Raw genomic sequence first — 25327 nt, forward strand, 5'->3', positions numbered from 1 at the left:
AAAATCTCTGCGATGGCAGTCCATAAAACTATAAAATCTGCATATGAAAAAATCAGCACTTCTATTTCTTCTAATTTCCGCATTTACATTTGCGCAAAACTCGGCGTTAGAACAAAAAATCAATTCGATCATAAAAGATAAAAAAGCAACCGTAGGAATTTCGGTTTTAGGAATTGAAAATGATTTTAAGTACAATAAAAATTCAGACAAAAAACTTCCGATGCAGAGCGTTTTTAAGTTTCATATTGCTGCTGCCGTTTTAGACTTTGTGGAAAAACGAAAGCTGTCTTTGGATCAGAAAATAGTTTTGGACAAATCAAACTTACTGGAAAATACATGGTCGCCACTTCGTGATAAATATCCCAATGGAAATGCAGGAATTCCTTTAAGTGAAATCCTTGAATTAACGGTTGCAAAGAGCGATAATAATGGCTGCGATATTATGCTTAAACTTTTAGGCGGTCCGAAAACTGTGCAGAAATTTATGGATTCTAAAGGCGTTAAAGGTTTCCAAATAAAATACAACGAAGCGGAAATGCATAGAAATTGGAACGTGCAGTACGAAAATTACAGCACGACACAATCTGCAGTCGACGTTTTAAAGAAATTTTATGAAGGAAAATTGCTTTCTAGAAAATCAACAGATAATCTGATGAAAGTGATGCTTTCAACATCTACCGGACTGAATAAAATGGTAGAGCAACTTCCAAAAAGCACTCCTGTCGCAAGAAAAACGGGAGCTTCAGGAAAGAACGACGCAGGCTTAACAGGCGCAGAGAATGAGATCGCAATCGTCACTTTACCTAATGGAAAACATTATGCAATCGCCGTATTTGTAAGCAATTCCATAGAATCTGATGCGGTAAACTGTAAGATTGTTTCTGATATTTCGAAAGCGGTTTGGGATCATTTTTATAAGTAAATTTTAAAGCTTATTTTTAGGCTTGAAAATTGCCAATCATTCAATACAATCATCTATTGGTAATTTAAAATTTCAGTTATGAAACAATTAATCTTAGTCTTCTTTATCTTCAGCAGCATTTTTTTCTTTGCTCAAAAGAATCAAAACTATCTGCAGATCGGCTACGCAAGTATTTGTTGCGGGACACCTTCTACGATACCGGTGACAAATTATGTAAAACAGTTTCAGAAAAAAAATAAAACAAAAGCTTTTGAAATCCTCCAACAGCAGGGAATGGGAAGGGAAGGTGAATTTAATCTCTACATCAGCACAGACCAACTTGCAAAAAGTCAGAAAACCAATTTTATAAAAGGTCTACATTCTGCAATCGCGGCACAAAATACCAGACGAAATCAAAACAGTGACGGAATTGTCAATTTTGAAGCCTCTCAAGTCGTTAAGAAAGCAGATTTATTAAAAATTAAAAACTTAATTATCTATAAAAAATAATTTAAAACTAAATAAGGAAAAATGATCAAAAACATTGTAGTTATCGGAGCCGGAACCATGGGAAATGGTATTGCACATACATTCGCACAAAGCGGATTTAGTGTAAATTTGGTTGATGTATCTAAAGACGCTTTAGACAGAGGAATAAAAACCATCACCACCAATCTTGACAGAATAATTGCAAAGGGAAACCTTACAGAAGAACAAAAATCAGAGACTTTAGGAAACATTAAGACTTATACAGCCCTGAAAGACGCAGTAACGAATGCTGATTTGGTGGTAGAAGCTGCAACAGAAAATCAGGATCTGAAGCTCAAAATCTTCGCTCAGATGGACGAGTTTGCTCCTGAAAACTGTATTTTATCTACAAATACATCATCAATCTCTATTACTAAAATCGCTGCAGCTACAAAAAGAGCAGATAAAGTAATCGGCATGCACTTTATGAACCCTGTTCCAATCATGAAATTGGTAGAAATTATTAAAGGCTACTCGACTTCTAAAAAAACCTTTGACTCAATCTATGAAATGAGCAAAACCTTAGGAAAAGTTCCTGTAGAAGTCAATGATTATCCAGGTTTTGTGGCTAACAGAATTTTGATGCCGATGATCAATGAGTCAATAGAAACTTTATACAACGGTGTTGCAGGAGTTGAAGAAATAGACACAGTTATGAAGCTGGGAATGGCTCACCCTATGGGACCGCTGCAGTTGGCTGATTTCATTGGTCTTGACGTATGTTTGGCAATCTTAAATGTGATGTATGATGGTTTTAAAAATCCAAAATATGCACCAAACCCATTATTGGTCAACATGGTTATGGCTGGGAAATTAGGCGTGAAATCAGGAGAAGGTTTTTATGATTACTCCGAAAGCAAAAAAGCAGAAAAAGTGTCAAAAATGTTTTCAAAGTAAGAAATCAGTAGGTAAATGTTCATACTGGATTATTAAAGTAGCTTGAAATAAATTTAGTCTGAAGAAAATTGACTTGCATTGCAAAATTCACTACTTTTCTTCGATGAAACTCAAAGAAAAATACATTCAAATATCAATGGTCATCATTACTTTAGTGATGACCATTTTGCGTTTTCTACTCAATGAAAAAGGTAGAACAAGTCCGGATTCTATCCGATATATGAGGTTCGCACATGTATTTCCTGAAATTGATAATACCACGACACCGCTTGGTTATCCGCTTTTCATCAAATTCTTTACCTTTTTCGGAACTGACGAATTCTGGTCGAGCAAAATAGTTGGTATTTTTTCACTTTTTTTCATCATCATTTTTGCATGGCGAAAAAGTTTCTTTCTGAAGGAAACAATTGTTACTTGTTCATTATTTGGCTTTCTGTCGATATTTGCTTTCACAATGAGTGAAGCACTGATACTCCCTTTTGTTTTCCTTTTTACTTACTGTGCAAGTCAAATTATAAACGGAATTTTGACAGGTAGAAAAGCTTTTTTTTATCTTTCAGTCTCACTAATTGCCCTGTTTAATATCAGATACAGTTCACTTTTTTTCATTGGTGGAGCCGGACTTTTCGGATTGCTATTTTGGAAAAAAGCATATTCTAAAATCTTTGTATTTTCCGCATTGGTTGGTGTAGTATATATTATTGGGTATAAATTTCTTTTCATTGATTATTATAACACCAATTATGTCAATGCCTTCCTAGAAATTGGCCTTCACCCTACATCCAAACTCATTGTGGAATTAGGCAAGGGATTGGCAACCACCTTCAATCCATTTATTCATATGTCCAATCCTGCTGGTGGAAAGATTAATTTCGCCATTTACGGAATTGGAATCATCAATATAGTACTGATGATCTACTTATTTTTAAGCAAAAACTTAAGCGAAGCAGAAAAATTCATCTTACTCATCGGAGTTGTCGGAATTATTTTTTCTTACTTTATCCAGTACTTTTATTCCATTACACCACTGGATTACAGATTACTTGCGCCTTTTTCCTTTATGATCTGGTTATTATATTTTAAGAAACTGTTTGAAATTTTTGGTTACAAAGTCTATGCAATAGGATTTTTGAGTCTTTGTTCGGGAGGTTTATTTACAATACTTTCCAAAGGTGATTATCTCGAAAACCGAAAAGAAATAACGAAATTTTTAAAAGAAGAGAACCTTGAAAAAACTTCGTTACTGTACTATTTGGAAAGCAGAGAAGATCTTGAAAAAATACAGATTGCAGAACTGATAAGCACCGTAAATCCTGATATTGATTTGACTTTTAAGCCTTCTGATACTTTAAAAAGAAAGACGTTAACGTATTATAAAGTTTTACAAAAAATTAAAATCGACAAGAACAAATACCAATAATTTTATATATCTTTGAGAAAGTTTAAACATTAAAAAAATGAAATTACCAAAGTTTTTATTAGCAGACAATTCGGAATTTCCTGAAGATTTATTCGTAGTTCATACAGAATATCCAAGATTTATATTAAATGTTGAGGAAGAAGAAGTGGAATGGTTGGATGATCTAGAAGGCGACGATGAAGAAACTATGGCAGATGAAGCTACAAAAGTAGTAGAAGCTGCATTCAAATGGTGTGATGAAGAGTTGGCAAAATACGACGACGAAGAGGAAGAATAATAAAGTTATTTACCCATAAAAAAAGGAACTCAGATTTGAGTTCCTTTTTTATTTTTATTCAGATTTATTAAATTTTAATAATAAAAGATTATCCTGATACAGCTCCAGCGTATTTCCGGAGACCACATACTTGTTTACTTTTCCCATCATGCTCATGAAGTTCTGCTCAACGCTCATGTTGTCACAAGCCATTCTTGTAGATCCCAACTGAGAGGCACTAAAGCTTCCTGAAGCAGTATCTGTAGACAGAGTTCCAAAATAACTGTTGCATCCTGCGTTTCCATTTACTTTTGATCCTTCAATATTAAGCGTTGGTGTTTTACCTTTTACATTGTCTGCCAATACCCACTTAGTAGCTGAGATTGATGGCTGAGACTTCCCTACCTTTGATGCTGAAGAGTTGGCCATTGTTCCGCAAGAAGCAAGAAAAGCTACTGTACATATACTTAAAAAAAGATTTTTCATTTTTAGATTTTTTATTAGTCAAAGTAAATGTAGCAGATGCTCCATTTCACTTTTATGATTCAAACCAAATTTACGGAAATAATATTATTTATGATTACTTCTTAACAGAATTCCACAAAAAAAAACGGACAAAAGTCCGTTATATTATATACTTAAAAGTTATTTCTTACGATCTCAACTCAGCATTAAATTCTTTCTGAAAAGATTTAATCAAAGAATCCATCACTGCAGAAATTTCTTTTTCTTCTAAGGTTTTCTCTTCGTTTAACAATTCAAAACTCATTGCATAAGACTTTTTGCCTTCCGGAAGATTTTTACCTTCGTACACATCAAACAAATTGATATTTTTGATGAAGGGAGATTTGTTCTTTTTAGCAGTCTGATACAATTCCTGATACGTAATATTTTTATCTATCAACAACGCCAGATCTCTTCTGATTTTGTTGAATTTTGGAATATCATTAAATTTCAATTCCTTATTAAAACGTAATTTCTGGGCCAGTTCCAATTCAATTTCCGCATAAAAACAATCCTGATCAATATCAAAATCTTTAAGCATTTGAGGAGCTACTTTTCCGATTCTCACCAAAGTTTCCCCTTCAGATTCGTATGCTAGCGAATCCGAAAATCTATCATCCGTCAAAGCTACTTCTTGGTAATTGATAGCCAATCTTTCTAAAAGAACTTTTACAAAAGCCTTTAAATTATAGAAATCAGTTGTCGATTTTGGCTGTAACCAGTTTTCAGAAACATTTCTTCCACTAACTAAAATAGCCAGCTGTTTTCTCTCTTCGTACTTCTCTTTTTTATTGTAAATCTTACCGAACTCGAAGAACTTGATATCCTGATTTTTTCTGTTAATATTGTAGATTGCGTTCTGCAAAAGACCTTCCAATAATGACTTTCTCATGAACGCCAAATCATTGCTTAAAGGATTCAATAATTTCACTGCATTAGTTTCATCTTTCACGGAAGTTAAAGAATTGTTCATTACTTCGTTGAAACCTAAACCTTGCAACGTTCTTGCCCAATTGTTCTCCAATTCGTCCTGATCTTTTGCATTTAGTTTTACTGGTGTGAACGAAATCTTTTGTGGAGCTTCAATTTTATTGTATCCGTAGATTCTTAAAATCTCTTCAATAACGTCGATTTCTCTTGTTACATCAGCTCTGTAAGCAGGAACAGAGATTTCAAAGCCATTTTGAATTTCGTTTAAAACCTGAATTTCTAGCGCTTTTAAAATTTCCTTTACTTTCTCTTTGTGAATTTTTGTTCCTAAAATTTGTTCTATTTTTGAAAATCTGATGATGACATAATTGTCTTCTATTTTCTTAGCATATTCTTCTAATAAATCTCCAACCAGATTACCTTCTGCCAAATCCTGAATCATCTGGATGGCATGAGTGATTGCAGTTCTTGTGATATTAGGATCAACTCCTCTTTCAAATCTGAAAGAAGCATCCGTATTCAAACCATGAGCTTTTGCCGCTTTTCTTACCGCAACCGGATTAAAATAAGCACTTTCTAAGAAGATTGTTTTAGTCTCAGTAGAAACTCCGGAATTGGCACCACCGAAAACTCCGGCAATACACATCGGGTTATTTTGTCCGTCTTTGATGATGATTTCAGAACCGTTCAAAGTTCTTTCAACACCATCTAAAGTCGTGAATTTTGTTCCTTCGGCAACAGTTCCTACTTTCACTTTTTTGTCCGCAATTTTATCTGCATCAAAAGCATGAAGCGGCTGACCGAAACCATGAAGAATATAGTTGGTAATATCTACAATATTATTGATTGGGCTTAAACCGATTGCTTTCAATCTGTCTTTTAACCAAGATGGAGATTCTGCAACTTTTACATTTTCAATCACCGCTCCGATGTATCTTGGAGTAAGTTCAGCGTCTTCAACTTCCAATGTAAATTCGTGCGTTCCTTCATTATTTAAAGCAACTGAAGATACTTTTTCAAAATCACCTTTTTGCTGATTCGTTGAAAGAAATGCATATAAATCTCTTGCAACACCGTAATGCGACATTGCATCAGTTCTGTTTGGCGTCAAACCAATTTCGAACACTTCGTCATTTGTCAGTTCAAAATAATCTGAAAAATTCTTTCCAACTTCATATTTTGTTTCGTCTAACACCATGATTCCGCCGTGATCTTCGCTTAAGCCTAATTCGTCTTCTGCACAAATCATTCCCTGAGAAACTTCGCCTCTAATCTTAGCTTCTTTAATTTCAAAGAAGTTTCCGGTTTTATCGTAGATTTTAGTTCCTACAACTGCAACGGGAACCGTTTGTCCTTCTCCAACATTAGGAGCTCCACAAACGATATTTAAAACTTTTCCGTCTCCAACGTCTACGGTTGTTTTCTTTAATTTATCGGCATTCGGATGCTTTTCGCAGGTCAAAACTTTTCCTACAACCACACCTTCCAGACTTCCTTTGATGCTTTCAAACTTCTCTATTCCTTCTACCTCAAGACCGATATCTGTAAGAAACTCTCCAATTCTTTCAGATTTCAGTTCTGTTTTGATATAATCTTTCAGCCAGTTATTTGATATTTTCATCCTTTAATTTTGAAAATTTATTTTGAATTTTTTCAAGTTACAAATGTCGTGTTTTTTTGAGAAACAGAGAAATTTTTAACCTTTCAACTGAGTCTAAAAAACAAAAAAAGAGGCTGAAAAATCAACCTCTTTTAGAATTTATTTAAAATAATCTTACAATCCGATGACCGGCATTGATAACATTAAGATATTTTCGTTTTCTTCAAGACCATCAAGCGGTTCAATAATTCCCGGTCTGTTAGGCTGAGACATTTTCATCGTGATATCGTCTGCACCAAGAATACCAAGCATTTCTGTTAAGAATTTCGAACTGAAACCGATGTTGATATCCTCACCGTTGTAGTCGCAAGGAATCTGCATATCTGCTTTGTTTGCATATTCTGTATCTTCTGCATGAAGATGAAGAATGTTGGCAGACAATTTAAATCTCACCTGATTTGTCGATTTGTTTGACATAATAGAAGCTCTTTTGATTGCTCCTAACAGCAAGTTTCTGTTAATCGTCAAAACATTCGGATTTTCTTTAGGGATTACCGCAGTATAGTTTGGATATTTTCCGTCGATTAATCTACAGATCCATATATGTTTTCCGAAAGTAAATTTAGCCATGTTTTCGTTGAAGTCAATCGTGATATCTTCATTCGAACTAGCTAGAATATTTTTGAAAATGTTAAGCGGTTTTTTAGGCATGATGAATTCCATTGGCTCGGCATTCATCAAATCTGTTCTTTTGTACACCACCAATCTGTGAGAATCGGTAGAAACAAAGTTCGTTTCATTTTCACCAAACTGAAATAAAACTCCTGTCATTACCGGACGAAGAGAATCGTTACTCGTAGCGAAAAGTGTGTTGGTTAAAGCTTCAGATAAAACTCCCGCAGGCATTGTTACGCTTTGCGCAGCATCAAATTCCGGAAGTTCAGGATAATCGTCTGCGTTGTCTAATGCCACCGCAAAATTATCTTTCTCATCTAAAATCTCAAGTTGGCTACCAGTACCTTCCGCATTGTCTTTTACAACTAGCGTCAGAGGCTGTTCGCCATAAGTCTTGATAAAATCCTGAAAAATTTTGGCAGGAACCGCAAATTTACCTGCATCATCAGATTTTACATCTAATGAAGTTACCAAAGTTGTTTCGCCATCAGACGCTGTAATGGTAAGGTTATTTTCGTTTAACTCAAAAAGATAGTTTTCTAAAATCGGTCTCGATTGAGAGCTTGATATTACGCCACTTACAGTTTGCAATGCTTTCTGCAGTTCACCACTTGAAATAATAAATTTCATAGATTTAAAAATAAGTTTTTACAAATATAACAAATAGAAAACAGATAGAAAAGAATAATACTGAGAGTTATTAACAACCATCAAAAGAATTTATTTTTTACTGAATTATTTAATCAGCTATCTTTGCTCTACATCAATTTTAAAAATGAGAAAACCTCCCATTCATAAAAGTTTCATCAACTCCTTCCGGGGCATTTGGATGATGCTAAATTCTGAAAGAAATTTTCAGATTGAAGTGGTGGCTTTACTGATTAATATTTTTCTGATTTTTTATCTAAAACTTTCTGGAATTGATACCATCTTGGTTTTAACGGTTTCTATCGGAGTTTTAGCCGCTGAAACTTTCAACACAGCCATCGAAAAGATTTGCGATATCATTCATCCCGAATTTGATAAAAGAATCGGTTTCATTAAAGATGTTTCCGCAGGAGCAGTGACTTTAATTGCAGCAGCTTCTGTTATTGTGGGTATTTTCGTGTATTGGAAATATATTTTCGGTTAAATTTTTATTTCCCGCAGATTTCACAGATTTTTATATTGTCATTCGTTCAAAATAAAAAAAACTTTTTTTTTAAAACTATTTTCCAACATAGATAAATCCTTTCTTCCCGGATTTAAAAACGGTTTCGATTCTTTTGTAGTCGTCCACTTCATAATCATCAGCCTGAAGAATCTCCTCGTTACTCACTTCAAACAAAACACCTTCTACTTCATCTGCAGCATTTCCCGAATATTCCAAAATCGGATGATATTTCTGATCGCTTTTGCGTAAAACTTCGGGATCAGTAATTTCCAATATTTTCAAGCGATATCCGACAAGAATATCTTGTTCCCCCATTAATATTCTTCCAAAAGTTTCGAGCTGAACCTGCTCTTTCTGTAAAGTTCCGTAAGAAAATAAGTTTGGCATTTATAAATATTTTTCAATAATTGGAATCGCAATTTCAGCCATCATTCCGTAGCCTTTCTCGTTAGGGTGAACGCCATCTTTGGAAAGCAAAACCTCTTTATCTGCAAAAAAAGCAGAATGAAAATCGATATAAATTAAAGAGTTTTCACTGGCAATATTTTTAAGAACTTCATTGTAAACCAAAATATCTTCGTTCATTCTAATCTTTCCAGTTACAGAAATTTCACCAGCTATTTTTTCTGAAATAGGAAGAATACTCACCAGATAGATTTCTTTTGAGAAATCTTGTGCTTGCTGAATAGCCTCTGTAATATTAGCTTTGAATTCTTCAGGATTTACAATTTGCTTCTGATCTTTTACAGCCAAATCGTTGGCTCCGTAACCGATGAACACAACATTACCATTCTCGGCATTTCTGGCCGTCATTTCGTTCCGAATTCTTTTAACCAAACCTTCTGACGTTTCGCCACCGACACCAAGATTAAAGAGAATTAATTCATTACCTCCTTCATTGTATTTCTGCAAAGCATATCGTTTTAGAATATCGACCCAACCTCCGAAAACGCCATCGTATTCGCCATAAGTTATGCTGTCGCCGAAAAATAATCCATACATCATTTTCTTTTTGATTTTAATCTAAAACTAAGGTTATGTTTTTATGCGATTCCATAATTTCAATCAGAATTTCATACAAGGTCTGTCCGTTTCCCTCGATCAATTCATCCAGTTTTTCTTGGGCTAAATTAATATTGAAAGGCTTTCCCTGCCTGATTTTATTTTCGTAAAAATTCTTTGTTGCTTCAAAGCCTAAATCTTCCTTTGATTTTTGAGCATGCTTCCAGATAATCTCACCTTCAAATCTATACAAAATATCATCAAACCCATCGAGTGTACCGACTTTCCAATCCTCATCTCTCATCAAAACATGAGAAACTTCTCCGTAGAAACCCTGCAAATCAGAAAAGCGGTCACCATTGATAACCGTCATTTTTCTGTTATTGTTATTTGGAATAATACTCAAATGATTTAATATGACACAAATTGTTTAACAATAAAACCTAACGGATTTTAAAACCCGTTAGGTTTGAAAGCTATATTTCTAAACTAAAAGCCAGCTGCCAGTTTCAAGAGCCACCCGCTTACTTAAAGTATTCTACTCCGTTTTTAAAGATGTTATGATAATTCGCAGTCGGAATGTTTTTCATCAGACCTTCCGCAAAACGTTCAGGGTGCCCCATTCTACCATAAATTTTTCCACATGGACTTGTAATTCCTTCTATTCCGAATAATGAATTATTAGGATTGAATGGCATTCCGTGAGCGATGTTTCCATCCAAATCTAAATATTGCGTAGCAATCTGTCCGTTCTCGTACAACTTCTGAATTTCTTCTTCCGAAGCCATAAAACGACCTTCACCGTGAGAAATTGGTATGGTGAAAACCTGATCTTTCATTCCTTTTAACCAAGGCGATTCGTCGTTGAGAACTTTCACATTCACCATCTGAGAAATATGTCTTCTAATGGCGTTGTGTGCTAATGTCGGAGAGTTTTCGTCCAAGTCTTTAATTCTACCGTAAGGCAGCAAACCTGACTTCACCAATGCCTGGAAACCGTTACAGATTCCGATGATCATTCCGTCTCTGTCAAGCAATTCGTGAACGGCATTTCTCATCTTTTCATTCTTCAGAACATTCACGATAAATTTAGCAGAACCATCCGGTTCATCACCTGCAGAGAAACCTCCGGAGAACGCTAAAATCTGAGACTGTTTAATTTCTTCCACCCACGCATCGATGCTTTCGTCAAGCAGATGATGATTGATATTTATTAAAGGTAAACTGCTTACAATTGCCCCTTCTTTTTGAAATGCATTCAGCGTATCATATTCGCAATTTGTTCCTGGAAAAACCGGTGCGAAAACTCTTGGCTGAGCAATTCCGTGTTTCCTAATGACGATATTTCTTGGGTTGATAGAATTCAATTTTGAATCTAATTCAACCGTTATTTTTTCTTTTTCTACTGTTGAGAAAAGGTTTTCAAACGTTTTTGTATTTGCTTCAAGTAGTTTTCCTATTTCAAAATTCAAATCACTGATTGTGAGAATATTTGAATTTTTAACTTCACCGATTAATTGAAGATCAACAGAACTTAATTCTTCAGTTGATTCGATGATCAAACTTCCGACATTTTTTGCCAGTAAAACGTTCTCATCAGCAATAGTAATTCCAGCTCCCAATCTGTTTCCGAAACTCATTTTTGCTAGAGCAACGGCAACTCCACCTTCTTTCACAGTCTTCACTGAAACGATTTTTCCGGCCTTGATATTTTCGAAAATCAATTCAAAAACTGTCTTTAGATTTTCGTAGTTTGGAAGTCCGTTTTCCTGTGGAATATGATTGAAGAAATAGAGTTTATTTCCTGCCTGTTTAAATTCCGGAGAGATCACATTTTTCTTCTCACCGTTAGCACAAGCGAATGAAATCAACGTTGGCGGAACATTTAAATCCTGATATGTTCCACTCATAGAATCCTTACCTCCGATAGCAGCCAAACCAAGGTTAATCTGCGCATCATAAGCGCCCAAAAGTGAAGCCAAAGGCTTGCCCCATTTCTCAGGATTCTGACCTAATTTTTCAAAATATTCCTGGAAACTCAATCTGATATTTTTATAATCGCCACCCATCGCAACGATTTTCGCAACGCTTTCAACCACTGCGTAAGAAGCTCCCAACAATGAGTTTTGCTTTGAAATTTCAGCATCAAATCCCCAACTTGCAAAGGAAACGGTTTCAATATCTTTTGCTCCTAAAATCGGTAACGTCTGAGCGCTTCCTTCCATCAAAGTCTGCTGATATTTCCCACCCAAAGGCATCGCAACCGTAGTCGCACCAATCGATGAGTCAAACATCTCCAATAAACCTTTTTGAGAAGCTACATTTTTATCGCTTAATATTTTCAAGAAGTTTTCTTCATTGAAAATCTGAGTCTCTTCTTTAACCTCATTAAGATGGGTGATCTTAACTTCCTGACTTTTTGAACATCCGTTCGTATCCAAAAATTCTCTTGACAGGTCAACAATTTTATCACCTTTCCAGAACATTTGCATTCTACCTGAATCTGTCACTTTTGCCACTTCAACAGCCACAATGTTTTCAGCTTCACAAAACTTAATGAACTGCTCTTTATCTTTTTGTTCAACCACAACCGCCATTCTTTCCTGAGATTCAGAAATGGCAAGCTCAGTTCCGTTCAAACCTTCGTATTTCAAAGGTAAAACATCTAAATTAACTTCCAAAGAATCAGCAATTTCTCCGATGGCAACAGAAACTCCACCCGCTCCAAAGTCATTTGATTTTTTGATCAATCTCGTCACTTCAGGATTTCTGAACAATCTCTGAATTTTACGCTCTTCTACTGCATTTCCTTTCTGCACCTCAGAACTCATCGTGTGGATTGAAGTTTCATCCTGTTCTTTTGAACTTCCACTTGCTCCACCAACTCCATCACGACCAGTTGCACCACCTAAAATGATGATAGAATCGCCAGCTTCAGGCTTTTCACGTCTTACCCAATCTACAGGAACGGCGCCGGTCACGAAACCAACTTCCATTCTTTTTGCTTTGTAGCCTTCATCGTAGATTTCGGAAACCATTGTAGTTGCCAAACCTATTTGGTTACCGTAAGAAGAATATCCGTTTGCCGCCTGTTTTGTGATTGTTTTTTGAGGTAATTTCCCCGGTAACGTTTTATCAACCGGTTCCAATACATCAGCAGCACCCGTCAATCTCATGGCCTGAAATACGAAAGAACGTCCGGACAAAGGATCTCTGATAGCACCACCTAAACACGTTGAAGCACCGCCAAAAGGTTCAATTTCCGTTGGGTGATTGTGTGTTTCATTCTTAAATAACAAATACCAAGGTTCTTTTTTACCATCGTATTCAGCTTCGATTTGAATTGTACAGGCGTTGATTTCGTCTGAAACCACCAAGTTGTCCAAATTACCTGTCTTATGGAAATATCTTCCGCAAACAGTTGCCAAATCCATTAAAGAGATGGGTTTCAATTCGCGACCTAAGAATTTTCTTTTTTCTATATAATCATTGAAAATGGTTTCCAGTGTATGTTTAAACTGACCTTCAAATTCAATGTTTGACAATTCTGTTTCAAACGTTGTGTGACGGCAATGGTCACTCCAATAGGTGTCTAAAACTTTCAGTTCAGTTTCTGTAGGATTTCTTTTTTCAGTTTTAAAATACTCCTGAATAAATTTCAAATCATCCAATCCTAATGCAAAACCGTGATTGTTAAAGAACTCTTCAAGCTGAGCATCATTAAAACTGATGAAATTTTCGTGAACCAAAACCTTTGAAGGCGTTTCTTCTGCAGGAATATCCAAAATAGATAAATCTTTTTCCTGAGATTCCACTTTATTAATCAAAAGATCCTTGATTTTAGTTAAATCAGATTCAGAAACTCCTTCAAATTCAATAAGTTTACCGCTTCTTACTTTAGACTTCTCATTTTCAGTCAGTAAAGCAATACATTGCTGCGCAGAATCTGCACGTTGGTCGTATTGTCCCGGTAAAAATTCTAATGCGAAATAAACTCCTTCTGCAGGATTTTCCTCGATTAAAATATCCGTAACCGGATCAACGAAAGTGCTGTTGACCACTTTTTCGAACTCACCATCGTTCAAATTGAAAATATCGTACACATTGTACACTTTTACATTTTTGATCGACGGAACCACCGCTTTTACTTCATCAAAAATCTTTGGACTTTCTACATCGAAAATTCCTCTTTTTTCTACGAAAATTCTTTTGTTTTGAGACATTAGATGTCAGATATTTATTAGATTTATTTTTAATTTTAACTGAAATTTATTTTAACGACAAACCTCGCAGCCCGACTTGAGCGGAGCTCTTTTGCCGAAACGAAGTAAAGGCAAAAAGCGGGAGCGGAAGGCGGATCAAGCTGCCCCAATTATTAAATTTCATTCTATCACAAACTTCGCTAATCACAGATTAAACAAAGTAAAAAATGCAGCCCAAAAGACTGCATATCACTTATACTCTAAGATCAGCCTCCAAACCTATCAGTTCTTTGTTGGCATCAATAATCGGTTGAACTTCATTAGCAATGAATTCTTCCGTTTGGATTGGTGCAAAACCGATAAAGTTTTTAGGATCTAGAACCTCTTTTAATTTTGATTTATCAAGCTTCAAAGAATGGTCATTTAAGATTCTTTCGATCAAATCGTTTTCTTTTCCTTCTTCTTTTACCTGCTTGGAAGCTTCCATTGAGTGAACTCTGATTACTTCGTGGATTTCCTGACGGTCGCCACCAGCTTTCACCTCTTCCATGATGATGTATTCTGTCGCCATGAAAGGAAGTTCTTCCATAATATGTTTGTTGATTCTGTTTGGATATACCACAATTCCGTTCATGATATTATTCCAAATCAACAAGATTGCATCAACTGCCAAGAATGCCTGTGGAATTGTCAATCTTTTGTTTGCAGAGTCATCTAGCGTTCTTTCAAACCATTGCGTTGAAGCAACCATTGCAGAACTTGTCGTCAAAGACATTACGTATTTTGCTAATGCTCCGATTCTTTCGCTTCTCATTGGGTTACGTTTGTAAGCCATTGCAGATGAACCGATTTGGTTTTTCTCGAATGGCTCTTCAATTTCTTTCAAATTTTGAAGCAAACGTAAATCGTTGGTGAATTTATGTGCTGATTGTGCGATATTTCCTAATAAAGCAACCACTTTTGCATCGATTTTTCTATCATAAGTCTGTCCGGAAACTCCGAAAACTTTTTCGAAACCGAATCTCTTTGATAATTCTTTATCTAAATGTTTTACTTTAGAATAATCTCCGTTGAAAAGTTCCAAGAAACTTGCCGCAGTTCCGGTTGTTCCTTTTACACCTCTGAAACGTAAAGTTTCAAGGAAGAAATCTAATTCTTCAATGTCAAGAACTAAACTTTGTAACCAAAGTGTTGCTCTTTTTCCAACAGTCGTTAACTGAGCAGGTTGAAAGTGTGTAAATCCCAAAGTTGGAAGATCTTTATACTGAATTGAAAAATCAGCAAGATTTTTCATCACATTAACCAACTTTTTCTTTAAAATTAAAAGTCCGTCACGGATTTGAATTAAATCTGTATTGTCTCCTACAAAAGCTGAAGTTGCGCCCAAGTGAATAATTCCCTTTGCAGAAGGTGCCACATCACCATAAGCGTGAACGTGAGCCATCACATCATGACGGAATTTTTTCTCATACTCTGCCGCTTTATCGTAATCGATATTATCAACATTGGCCTTCAACTCTGCAATTTGCTCATCTGTGATGTCAAGACCCAAGTCTTTTTCAATCTCAGCCAAAGCAATCCAAAGCTTTCTCCAATTCTGGAATTTGTTATTGTGAGAAAAGTTAAACAACATTTCTTGGCTAGAGTAACGCTCTTCCAATGGATTTTTGTAGGAATTCATTCTTTCTTTTACTTTTTAGATGCACAAAAATACGGATTTTGATTGAGAGAGAAAAATTGTGAGGATGGTTTTAGGTTTAGTATAAATTCAAATGGAAATTTACTTTTATCTAAATGGGTTAAAGCTCATTTCTATTCATCTATTACAAAAGAAAACATAAAAATCAGCGTACTCTTTTACTTCATTTTTCGCAAAGACAAATCTTGCAATTACAAACTAAAATCCTAGCCACGATAGAAACGGTTACCCCACAGTAAGCCCTTAGACAGGCTCAGGACAGACTGGCTTGCGAGGAATATGGGTGGATAGCGTGAACCAACTTCACAAGAATGAGATTTCCGTGAAGATTTACGCCTCGCAATAACAAAAAAGCCACTCTTTCGAATGGCTTTGTGTATAAATTATTTTGTCCAGTTGATTTTTGAGTGTTTCACCTCTTCGGAATTGGTGCCGATCATGATGTCAAAATCTCCTGCTTCCCAGTCATATTTTAAATCTCCGTTGTAGAATTTAAGATTTTCCGGAGTGATGTCAAAAGTTACTTTTTTAGATTCACCTTTTTTCAGCATTACTTTTTGGAATCCTTTCAGTTCTTTCACAGGTCTTGTGATGGTTCCTACCCAATCTCTAATGTATAGCTGAACCACTTCGGCTCCGTCATAATTTCCAGAATTAGTCACTGTTACCGAAGCCTGAATGGTCTGATTTCCTTTGGGATTCGCATTAGAAACGGTCACGTCTGAATAGTTGAATTTAGTATAACTTAAACCGTAACCAAATGGATACAACGGTGTGTTACATTCATCCATATAATTAGAACGGAATCTCTGGTATTCGCACTTATCAACCAATTTCTGGTCTAGTGGTCGGCCTGTATTTTTAGCATTGTAATAGATCGGAACCTGACCTAAACTTCTCGGGAAAGTCATCGGAAGTTTTCCTGAAGGGTTTACTTTTCCGAAAAGAACATCAGAAATAGCGCTTCCTGCTTCTGAACCCGGGAACCAAACATTAAGAATTGCATCTGGAGTGTCTTTTACATTTGTAAGAGCCAGCGGACGGCCTGTGAAAAGAATCATCGCAATTGGTTTTCCGGTTTTTTTCAATTCATTCAATAAATCTACCTGAGACTGAGGAATGGTAATTTCAGTTCTTGAAGAAGATTCTCCGCTCATTTCAGCAGATTCTCCAATGGCCAAAACGATAACATCCGCTTTATTCGCAACATCAACCGCTTCTTTCAATAAAGCTTCTTTCGAACGGTTGTCTCTGTCGGTTTTCTTTCCGTGCGCTGCGTAGATTTCTTCGAGTTTAGCATCGTAATCAATATTCGCACCTTTTGCAGAAATAAATTTCACTTCTTTTCCGAAGTTTGCCTGAAGACCCTGCATCAAATTAATCGCATTGGCATGTTTCGAAGCAACACTCCATGTTCCCGGCATATTCATTGAGTTGTTCACCAATGGGCCGATCACCGCTACCGTTCCTGACTTTTTCAATGGCAATACCTGATTTTCATTTTTCATTAAAACCATAGACTGAGCTGCTGCGCTTCTGGCAATGTTACGGTTTTCCATACTGTATACTTCTTTGGCCGCCAGTTTTACATCACCATGTTTGTAAGGATTATCAAATAGGCCTAAATCGTATTTTGCTTCCAAAATTCTTTTTGTTGCCATATCGATTTCAGCCTGAGTCACTTTTCCTTCAGCCAAAGATTTTTTTAATGTGGTTAAAAATCCTTCGCCTACCATGTCCATATCAACACCCGCTTTTAAAGCCAAGGCTGAAACCTGCTGAAGATCTCCCATTCCATGGTCGACCATTTCGTTGATTCCGGTATAATCTGTCACCACGAAACCTTTGAATTTCCATTGATTTCTCAATACTTCGGTCTGCAGCCATCTGTTTCCGGTTGCCGGAACTCCGTCAACTTCGTTGAAAGAAGCCATTACCGAAGCAACACCTGCATCAACAGCTGCTTTGTAAGGTGGAAAATACTCATTGAACATTCTCACATGACTCATATCAACGGTATTATAATCTCTACCCGCTTCACCAGCGCCGTATAATGCAAAGTGCTTTACACACGCTAAAATATTCGTTCCGTTGGCTAAGTCTTTCCCTTGGTAACCGTACACCATGTTTTTAGAAATTTCACTTCCTAAATATGGGTCTTCACCCGAACCCTCGGAAACCCTTCCCCATCTAGGTTCTCTGGAAATATCTACCATTGGTGAAAACGTCCAGTTAATTCCGTCTGCTGCAGCTTCTCTTGCCGCAATTCTTGCAGACTGCTGAACCAAATTCATATCCCAAGAAGCCGCTAATCCTAACGGAATCGGGAATGTTGTTTCATAACCGTGGATAACATCCATTCCGAAAATCAAAGGAATTTTCAAACGGCTGTTTTCTACCGCAACTTTCTGAACGGCTTTAATTTTTTCAGCACCTTTTATATTGAACAATCCACCGACTAATCCCTGTTCAACTTTTTTTCCGATGTCTGAACTTTTTGCCAAACCTGTGGTAAAATCGCCTGAACTTGGTAAATTTAATTGTCCTATTTTTTCATCTAAGGTCATTTTAGCTAAAAGCGCATCAACAAACGCTTTTTTCTTTGCCTGATATTGGGCCGTCTGATAAGACTGAACCGGCTTCGTGACCATTTCCTGTGCCGAAAACATTGGCGCAAGTGCCAAAGTGGCGATTACAATTAACTTTCTCATATATCTATCTTCTTAAATTATATTTTTCTTATTGTTTTAATATAGCTGATTCTTCCTTTTAAAATCTGAAAAGAATTTTGTTTAAATAATTAAAATCAATTATTTCTCTTTTCTTTTATTCAACATCCATTCGTACAAAGCTGGGTTTGAATAGGTAGAATCCCATGAATTATGATTGTCATTCGGGAAAATCGTCAATTCTGCTGATGGATTGATAGGATGAAGTTTTTGATAAAAATTAAAAGCATTTTCAGGTAAAACGACATCGTCCATTCCACCATGAAAAATCTTCATGTTGAGATTTTTGTACTGATGAATGTTGGCGTACATCACTCGGTCGGTCGGTGCACATACAGAAACGACTGCAGCAAACATTTCGGGATGCTCCATTGCTAATTTTAATGTTCCCCAACCGCCCATTGAAAGTCCGGTAAGGTAAATTCTGGAGTCGTCAATTTTGTATTTTGACTGAATTTCTCTGATCAGATGATACACCGTCACCGTATCCCACCAGGTATTTTCAGGGCATTGTGGCGCTAGAATCGCAACAGGTCCTTTTATTAAATTCTTATAGGTAAAAGGACTGTGCGCTTTTACTTTTTCAAGATCGTTCCCTCTTTCTCCGGAGCCGTGAAGAAAAACGATTAACGGAACCTTTCCTTTTACATTTTGAGGATAATCGAGAATGTAGGATATTTTCTCTGTTCGTTTAACCTCTTTGCTGAAAGTAGTTTTCATTTCCTGAGCGTTTAAGCCCAGAGAAAGCGGAAGAAGAAAAAGTGGGAGATGTTTTAGTTTTAAACTCATATTTCTTTAGATTTTGGCTAAAGCCGTTTGATGCTGGACACTTTTTAAGAGGATTGCATTCTATTCTCTATTAACTCGTTCTGTAGGGACAAAATATCTAAATTAGCCCCGATAGAAGCGGCATCCTTTTTTGTTATTGCACTTGCGAAAAGTTCAACGCATTTTCTCACTCGGTCTGCAATGACAAAAAAGATAGAGCGGATAGCGGGATTAAGCTCCTAGAAAGCATCCGTTTAATGACTGTTGTATAAAACTTATTTTATGCTATACTTGTCTGATTTGAAACTTAATTTTTTCAGTCCCTGCTTGATTTCCGGTGCATTCATAAATAATTTCCATAAAAATCCGGTGCGGTAATTTTCAATCATCGGAGCAATTGTTCCCTGATCGATGGCTAGGTACCTTGGAGTTGTCCAGTTGTCGTAATGTATCGATGTCGCATCGTAAGGACCTGCAGAACCGATAAATTCTGGCTTTTTAGTATACATAAATCTTAGAAAGTCCATAGATTCTTTTGGCGTATATGGGAAACTGCTCAAAGCAGCCGTCGGCGTGATGACACCGTGGTCATTTTGTGGAAAATGCGCGTCATACCCTACTCCGCCATCTTTGTTCCTTGAGTAGCTTGCCGTTAATCCCCAGTAGTTCTCGCCATAGCCTTTCCAATGTTTTGGGTTTTCTACACAATATTTGTAGTCAATAAGTACCTGATTTTTATTTAAATCGAAGTAATTTTTGATTAATTTATCTGATAAATCGGTAGGATCTAAACCGATGTAAGAATAGTGTGCCCAAAACAAGGGACCTCCATATTCTTCGGCTCCGTTGTGCTTTACATACATAGGAACTCCGTATTTTTCTTTGTCTGAAAGGTAAGTTCCATTTCTCGTCCAGCCTTTGTAATAGGTTTCGGCATCGATGGAATACGTCGGCGACGAAGCAGCCAGAATGTAGGTGATCAAACATTCATTATAACCCTGAAGCGGAAAATTCATTTCCCATTGGTAGTCGGGTGACCAATGCCAATATAAAACTTTTTCTCCTCCTTTAGTGTACCAGTTCCACTGAATTCCTTTCCAAAGCTCATCGCACTTTTTTGCTAAAGCTTTTTCTTCGGTATTTCCGTTTTTGAAATATTCACGAACCTGAATAATTCCTGTTGTCAAAAAAGCAGTTTCTACTAAATCTCCACCATTATCTTTCTTACCAAACGGAACCGTTTTCCTAGTTTCTCCATTGATCCAATGTGACCAGGCTCCTTTATGACGATCCGCTTTTGCAAGGAAATCCATCATCGTGTTCAATCTTTTCACTGCCTCTTTTCGTGAAATGAAGCCTCTTTCCACACCCACTAAAATAGTTGCTAAACCAAATCCTGAACCACCGGTGGTAATGACGTGTTTGTCATTATCCGGATAAATATTGTCTTCATGATAACGCTCTCTACCTAACTTTGAATTAGGTTCTGCGTAATCCCAGAAGTATTTTAAGGCATCTTTTTGTACTTTATCTAGTAATTGCTCGTCTGAAATCTTACTCGCAACAGCTTTGTTTTGAGCGGTCGATGAAGTTGTGGTACAACTAAAAGTTAATACTGAAAAAGACAAAATTGATATTATATTTGATTTCATATAAGTTTCAATTTAAAAATAAAAAATTAGTTAAAAAAATAACCAAAGTTAAACTTTGGTTATTTTTATTTATAAAAACTCTTAGTAACCAGGGTTCTGGGTCAGTATATTATTACTGTCATTAATTGCATTTAAAGGTATAGGAAATAATTCGTTTTTACCAGCCGTGAAACCTAATGGCCCCAGGAAAGTTACTGCTTGCCCAGTTCTCACAAGATCTAAAAACCTATCCATTTCCATAGCTAATTCCACTCTTCTTTCCTGCCAAATAGCTGGTCTTAGTGTACCCTGAGTAGATGCTGTTGTGTTTGGTAATGACGCCCTATTTCTTACTTTATTTACATTTGTAATTGCGACAGCTGTATTTCCTAATTCATTTGCTGCTTCTGCATTTATTAATAGAATATCTGCAAATCTAAGAATTCTTAGATTCTGTATAGATCCGTATCCACAAGCAGAATTGTTTAGTGAAGATGGTACATAGACTTTTTGATTATAAGTGTCAACAGATTGTGGATCTCCTTTAGCAATTAGATCACCTTCAATAGTTGTTTCACCATTACGAAGGATCGTTAATTCTTTCCTAATATCTCCAGGCTCAAAAGCACTTTCCAAAGCTGGTGATGGTGTAAAAAACCCCCAACCATATTGATTCCTAACACCTTGTACTTCTGCATATTGACTACCTCCAAATTCTGCCGAACAGCCACAATTCACTTCAAAAACAGATTCTGAACCAAATTCACCTGCCGGTCTAAATAAATGATTGAAATCAGGATCTAAGCTATAACCCATTCCAATAACTAAATTTGATGTATCATAAGCTTTTTGATAATCTTTCATATATAAATATACCTTTGAAAGTAAACCTAAAGCAGCTCCCTGCGTCACTCTTCCTAAATCTGCGGCGGAATATGTTTGAGGTAAAACCGATGAAGCTTCAATAAGATCTTTAACAATAAATTTATAAACTTCAGATGCAGAATTTCTCGGAATATTATAATTGGTTTGTAATCCATCAAAGATTGGTACACCACCATAAACCCTTACAAGATTAAAATAAAAATAAGCTCTTAGCATTTTTGCTTCAGCAACTAATCTATTTCTAAGTGTAGCATCCATTTCTATGCTTGGAACTTTTGTAATTACTTGGTTGGTTCTATTTACTGCCTGCCATTGACCAATCCAATAACCATTTACACCATCTGTGCTTAAGTTATATTTAAATTGATCAAAATCATTAATAAATGATGCATCTCCTGGATTAGATCCCTTTACTACATCATCACCTGTTACTCCTAGAATATTTTGAGCTGGAAAACCTGTATTTTCCCAACTTCTAAGAAAACTATATATTGCATTTGTAGCTCGCATGGCATCATTTTCTGTTTGGAAGAAATCTGTCCCCACGGTTACACCTTCTTGTTTTATATCTACAAAGTCATCACTACAACTTGTAACTAATGAAAATATAGAAAGAGTTAAAAATATTTTTTTCATGATTTTTTAATTAAAATGTTAAATTCATACCCATTGTATAGATAGCAGAGATAGGATAGATATTATTATCAACTCCCATTTGCACCCTGTCTGTATTTAAAATTTCTGGTGAGAACCCATTATATTTAAAACTTGTCCAAGGATTTTGAGCACTTAGATATATTCTTAATTTTTTAACCGATAATGCTTCTGCAAGTGCTTTAGGCAGACTGTAACCAACTTGAATATTTCTGATTCTGATATAGCTACCATCTTCTACATAAAAACTATTAGGTAAAATAACTGCTTGATTTGAAGTAATCATAGCATTAGTATTTGATGTACCAGCTCCATTCCATCTATTATTATACATATCTAAATCCCAGCTTTCGTTTCCATAACGCTGTTCACGATTATAGTTATAGATTTTATTTCCAAATACCCCTTGAAAATCAATTCCAAAATCAATTGAATATACGTTTAAATTAATTCCAAAACCATAAGATCCTTTAGGTATCGGACTCCCTAAGAAAGTCTTGTCTCTAGTATCAATTACACCATTTGCATCCAAATCTGCAAATTTGAACCAGCCTGCTTTTGCATCAGTTTGCCCTGACGCTGCCGCTTCTGCATCAGTCTGGAAAACACCAGCAACTTGATAACCATAATAAGAGCCAACTGCCTGTCCTGTCTGTAACCTTATAATAGAATTATTAAACAAGCTTGCTCCAGTTTCTAAAAAGGACCCTCCATATACATCTGTGATTCTGTTTTTGAGTGATGTAAAATTACCATAAACTCCAAGTTTTATATTTTCGGTTATATCCTTATTATAATTTACAGAAACCTCAAAACCTTTATTATTAAAAGAATAGGCGTTTGTAACAAAATTTCTATAATTACTAGCTCCAGAAATAGTTCCTTGAAAAATTCCATAAACTACATCTTTCGAATCTTTATCGTAATAAGTAGCTTCAATTTTTAATTTATTATTGAGGAATGCCATTTCTAAACCAAAATCTTTACCTGTCGTCGTTTCCCAACCAATTGTAGGATCTATAACCGTATCAATAGTTGCTGCCGGATAGCCATTATTACCATAGTAAGCACCACCACCGATAATAGTTACATTCTGAGTAAACGCTCTTCCAACATTTGGATTTCCTAACATACCCCAACTCGCTCTAAATTTTAGTAGATTGAAAACATTTTGCTCACTCATAAAACCTTCTTTAGAAACAACCCATCCTACACTTACAGCTGGAAAAGTTTTATATCTATCAACAGAAATTTGTGATGTCGCATCTCTACGAACTGACGCATTTAAAAGATATTTTCCTGCGAAATCATAATTAATCCTTCCAAAAAAAGATTCTATACGTTTTTGGTCTTGATTCACATCTGGATTAGTTCTAGTATCATTATAGTACAAAATATCAGTTCCATTTGCAATATTTAAGGATGCATTTGTTCCGTCATACATTACATTGTTTGCGGATGAATATTCTTCAGATCTAGAATCTCTAATTCTAGTAAAACCTGCCAACAAATCTAAGTTATGATTACCTAAACTTTTTTTCCAATTTATAGTATTATCCCATACATAATTTCTATATCTATTTGATCTAGTAATTAAAACTGGATCTTTTTGATTAGAAACTGGTGCATAAAAAAATGTTGGCGTATACTCATATTGAGTTGGACTATAGTTATCATTTGTATAACTAGTTCTAAAAGTAAAATCATTCAAAAACTTCACTTCCGCCCATACATTATTAAGTAATCTTTCTTGTCGTACTTGAGAACGATATAAATCTAATTGTGCTCTTGGATTAGCCACGTTAACTAGTGTAATATTTTGATAACTTCCAGTAGCTGGATTGATTACATCATAAGCTGGAGGTGCATTTCGAGCATCTAACAAGGGGTTTTTTGAAACGTCAGTTCGTGTTTTAGAAAATGAGAAATTATCTCCAATTGTAATATTATCAGTGATCTTATAGCTCAGATTTAATTTTGTATTGAATCTATTGAATCCACTTCCCGAATTGATTTCCCTCCCAGCATCTAAATTACCTTCATCTTGAAGATAACCAATACTACCATAATAATTTAATTTACCTAAACTTCCCGATGCAGAAAAATCATTAGAATTGATAATGCTTGTGCGAAAAATTTCTTTAAACCAATCAGTAGAACCTGGATATTGTGCTTTTGTTATAAATTGAGTCGGATCGGTTACTTTATCATTCCTTAATTTTTCGTTATATAACTCAATATATTGATCTGCATATACCATTTCAGGAATGTTAGTAACCGTTTTAATTCCTAAATAGGAATTAACATTGAAAATAGGTTTTCCTTTTCCTGTTTTAGTTTTTATAATCACCGCTCCGTTAGCAGCTTTTGCACCATAGATTGCTAAGCTAGACGGATCTTTTAAAATACTCATCGATTCTATATCTTGTGGATTCAGAAAAGATATATCTTCCGTTAACATTCCATCAACAATAAATACTGTATTTCCTGATAATGAGCCAATTCCTCTAATATCTACTCGAGGCGATCCACCGGGTGTACCAGAAGTAATTACATTGACCCCTGCCAATTTACCTTGGATAGAACTTAGTGGATTTGAATTTGGTTTATCAGCAAGATCTTTAGCTGTAACCAGCCCTATGCTTCCAGTAACATTTTCCTTTTTCTGAGAGCCATATCCAATCATTACAACCTCCTCTATCTTCTGTTCTTTTGGAAGAGTGTCTTGAGGAGTCACCTGTCCATTGACGTTCATACCGAAGTAGAGAACAGCAATAAGACAAGAATACTTTAAATTAGTTTGTTTCATATAGTTTAATTTTATCTTGTACAAATCAAATGTGTTAAATCTTTTAATGGAAAGATATTTTCTCAAAAGAAGACTTTGTTCAAA

The 25327-nt window shown here is 35.7% G+C and carries 19 protein-coding genes; 6 read left to right on the top strand and 13 right to left on the bottom strand.

Translation table 11 applies throughout. The features are described 5' to 3' along the window. Nucleotides 1–43: 43 nt before the first annotated feature. From bla-A to AR685_RS03280, 5 genes are all read left to right on the top strand, one after another. Nucleotides 44–922 carry a CGA/CIA family class A beta-lactamase gene (gene bla-A, locus AR685_RS03260; RefSeq protein WP_059123695.1) on the top strand — a complete coding sequence of 293 codons (879 nt, stop codon included), beginning with the start codon at nt 44–46 and terminating at the stop codon, nt 920–922. 78 nt (nt 923–1000) lie between these two features. Continuing rightward, nucleotides 1001–1411 carry a hypothetical protein gene (locus AR685_RS03265; RefSeq protein WP_059123696.1) on the top strand — a complete coding sequence of 137 codons (411 nt, stop codon included), beginning with the start codon at nt 1001–1003 and terminating at the stop codon, nt 1409–1411. 24 nt (nt 1412–1435) lie between these two features. Further along, on the top strand, nt 1436–2326 hold the full coding sequence (locus tag AR685_RS03270; RefSeq protein ID WP_185113234.1) for a 3-hydroxybutyryl-CoA dehydrogenase: 891 nt from the start codon (nt 1436–1438) through the stop codon (nt 2324–2326). A 103-nt stretch (nt 2327–2429) separates the two neighbouring features. Next, a complete protein-coding gene (locus tag AR685_RS03275) occupies nt 2430–3746 on the top strand; it encodes a hypothetical protein (protein ID WP_047446096.1) in 1317 nt (438 codons plus the stop codon). Between the two features lie 37 nt (nt 3747–3783). Then, nucleotides 3784–4023 (top strand): hypothetical protein, encoded by a 240-nt coding sequence (locus AR685_RS03280; protein ID WP_027380779.1) that lies wholly within the window; start codon nt 3784–3786, stop codon nt 4021–4023. Between the two features lie 54 nt (nt 4024–4077). Here AR685_RS03280 and AR685_RS03285 read toward each other — a convergent pair whose 3' ends face one another. From AR685_RS03285 to dnaN, 3 genes are all read right to left on the bottom strand, one after another. Next, a complete protein-coding gene (locus tag AR685_RS03285) occupies nt 4078–4488 on the bottom strand; it encodes an META domain-containing protein (RefSeq protein WP_059123698.1) in 411 nt (136 codons plus the stop codon). Between the two features lie 166 nt (nt 4489–4654). Next, on the bottom strand, nt 4655–7057 hold the full coding sequence (gene pheT, locus AR685_RS03290; RefSeq protein WP_059123699.1) for a phenylalanine--tRNA ligase subunit beta: 2403 nt from the start codon (nt 7055–7057) through the stop codon (nt 4655–4657). 153 nt (nt 7058–7210) lie between these two features. Next, nucleotides 7211–8341, bottom strand: a complete 1131-nt coding sequence (gene dnaN / locus AR685_RS03295; RefSeq protein ID WP_047446090.1) for a DNA polymerase III subunit beta — start codon at nt 8339–8341, stop codon at nt 7211–7213. 145 nt (nt 8342–8486) lie between these two features. Between dnaN and AR685_RS03300 the strand changes: the two genes are divergently transcribed. Beyond that, nucleotides 8487–8843, top strand: coding sequence for a diacylglycerol kinase (locus AR685_RS03300; protein ID WP_059123700.1), 357 nt, complete (start codon nt 8487–8489; stop codon nt 8841–8843). 75 nt (nt 8844–8918) lie between these two features. On the opposite strand, the gene AR685_RS03305 is transcribed toward AR685_RS03300, so the two are convergent. From AR685_RS03305 to AR685_RS03350, 10 genes are all read right to left on the bottom strand, one after another. After that, nucleotides 8919–9251 carry a gamma-glutamylcyclotransferase family protein gene (locus AR685_RS03305; RefSeq protein WP_059123701.1) on the bottom strand — a complete coding sequence of 111 codons (333 nt, stop codon included), beginning with the start codon at nt 9249–9251 and terminating at the stop codon, nt 8919–8921. Then, on the bottom strand, nt 9252–9869 hold the full coding sequence (locus tag AR685_RS03310; RefSeq protein WP_047446084.1) for an SGNH/GDSL hydrolase family protein: 618 nt from the start codon (nt 9867–9869) through the stop codon (nt 9252–9254). Nucleotides 9870–9882: 13 nt separating this feature from the next. Continuing rightward, nucleotides 9883–10272 (bottom strand): ribonuclease inhibitor, encoded by a 390-nt coding sequence (locus tag AR685_RS03315; RefSeq protein WP_228376380.1) that lies wholly within the window; start codon nt 10270–10272, stop codon nt 9883–9885. 118 nt (nt 10273–10390) lie between these two features. After that, a complete protein-coding gene (locus AR685_RS03320) occupies nt 10391–14089 on the bottom strand; it encodes a phosphoribosylformylglycinamidine synthase (protein ID WP_059123703.1) in 3699 nt (1232 codons plus the stop codon). A gap of 232 nt (nt 14090–14321) precedes the next feature. Beyond that, complete coding sequence (gene purB, locus AR685_RS03325; RefSeq protein ID WP_047446080.1) at nt 14322–15749, bottom strand: adenylosuccinate lyase; 1428 nt, start codon at nt 15747–15749, stop codon at nt 14322–14324. A 401-nt stretch (nt 15750–16150) separates the two neighbouring features. Beyond that, on the bottom strand, nt 16151–18478 hold the full coding sequence (gene bglX, locus AR685_RS03330; protein WP_059123704.1) for a beta-glucosidase BglX: 2328 nt from the start codon (nt 18476–18478) through the stop codon (nt 16151–16153). 99 nt (nt 18479–18577) lie between these two features. Beyond that, nucleotides 18578–19285: a prolyl oligopeptidase family serine peptidase gene (locus AR685_RS03335; RefSeq protein WP_059123705.1), complete on the bottom strand. Its 708-nt coding sequence runs from the start codon at nt 19283–19285 to the stop codon at nt 18578–18580. 254 nt (nt 19286–19539) lie between these two features. Beyond that, nucleotides 19540–20916, bottom strand: a complete 1377-nt coding sequence (locus tag AR685_RS03340; protein WP_059123706.1) for a glucoamylase family protein — start codon at nt 20914–20916, stop codon at nt 19540–19542. Nucleotides 20917–20997: 81 nt separating this feature from the next. Beyond that, nucleotides 20998–22416, bottom strand: a complete 1419-nt coding sequence (locus tag AR685_RS03345) for a RagB/SusD family nutrient uptake outer membrane protein (protein WP_059123707.1) — start codon at nt 22414–22416, stop codon at nt 20998–21000. A gap of 10 nt (nt 22417–22426) precedes the next feature. Next, nucleotides 22427–25243, bottom strand: a complete 2817-nt coding sequence (locus AR685_RS03350; RefSeq protein ID WP_059123708.1) for a SusC/RagA family TonB-linked outer membrane protein — start codon at nt 25241–25243, stop codon at nt 22427–22429. Nucleotides 25244–25327: the final 84 nt, after the last annotated feature.

Source organism: Chryseobacterium sp. JAH, assembly GCF_001507335.1.
Classification (GTDB): domain Bacteria; phylum Bacteroidota; class Bacteroidia; order Flavobacteriales; family Weeksellaceae; genus Chryseobacterium.

Coding starts and splice junctions, on each gene's coding strand:
- bla-A (WP_059123695.1), top strand. CDS start 44: ATGAAAAAATCAGCACTTCTATTTCTTCTAATTTCCGCATTTACATTT.
- AR685_RS03265 (WP_059123696.1), top strand. CDS start 1,001: ATGAAACAATTAATCTTAGTCTTCTTTATCTTCAGCAGCATTTTTTTC.
- AR685_RS03275 (WP_047446096.1), top strand. CDS start 2,430: ATGAAACTCAAAGAAAAATACATTCAAATATCAATGGTCATCATTACT.
- AR685_RS03280 (WP_027380779.1), top strand. CDS start 3,784: ATGAAATTACCAAAGTTTTTATTAGCAGACAATTCGGAATTTCCTGAA.
- AR685_RS03285 (WP_059123698.1), bottom strand. CDS start 4,488: ATGAAAAATCTTTTTTTAAGTATATGTACAGTAGCTTTTCTTGCTTCT.
- pheT (WP_059123699.1), bottom strand. CDS start 7,057: ATGAAAATATCAAATAACTGGCTGAAAGATTATATCAAAACAGAACTG.
- dnaN (WP_047446090.1), bottom strand. CDS start 8,341: ATGAAATTTATTATTTCAAGTGGTGAACTGCAGAAAGCATTGCAAACT.
- AR685_RS03300 (WP_059123700.1), top strand. CDS start 8,487: ATGAGAAAACCTCCCATTCATAAAAGTTTCATCAACTCCTTCCGGGGC.
- AR685_RS03305 (WP_059123701.1), bottom strand. CDS start 9,251: ATGCCAAACTTATTTTCTTACGGAACTTTACAGAAAGAGCAGGTTCAG.
- AR685_RS03310 (WP_047446084.1), bottom strand. CDS start 9,869: ATGATGTATGGATTATTTTTCGGCGACAGCATAACTTATGGCGAATAC.
- AR685_RS03320 (WP_059123703.1), bottom strand. CDS start 14,089: ATGTCTCAAAACAAAAGAATTTTCGTAGAAAAAAGAGGAATTTTCGAT.
- purB (WP_047446080.1), bottom strand. CDS start 15,749: ATGAATTCCTACAAAAATCCATTGGAAGAGCGTTACTCTAGCCAAGAA.
- bglX (WP_059123704.1), bottom strand. CDS start 18,478: ATGAGAAAGTTAATTGTAATCGCCACTTTGGCACTTGCGCCAATGTTT.
- AR685_RS03335 (WP_059123705.1), bottom strand. CDS start 19,285: ATGAGTTTAAAACTAAAACATCTCCCACTTTTTCTTCTTCCGCTTTCT.
- AR685_RS03340 (WP_059123706.1), bottom strand. CDS start 20,916: ATGAAATCAAATATAATATCAATTTTGTCTTTTTCAGTATTAACTTTT.
- AR685_RS03345 (WP_059123707.1), bottom strand. CDS start 22,416: ATGAAAAAAATATTTTTAACTCTTTCTATATTTTCATTAGTTACAAGT.
- AR685_RS03350 (WP_059123708.1), bottom strand. CDS start 25,243: ATGAAACAAACTAATTTAAAGTATTCTTGTCTTATTGCTGTTCTCTAC.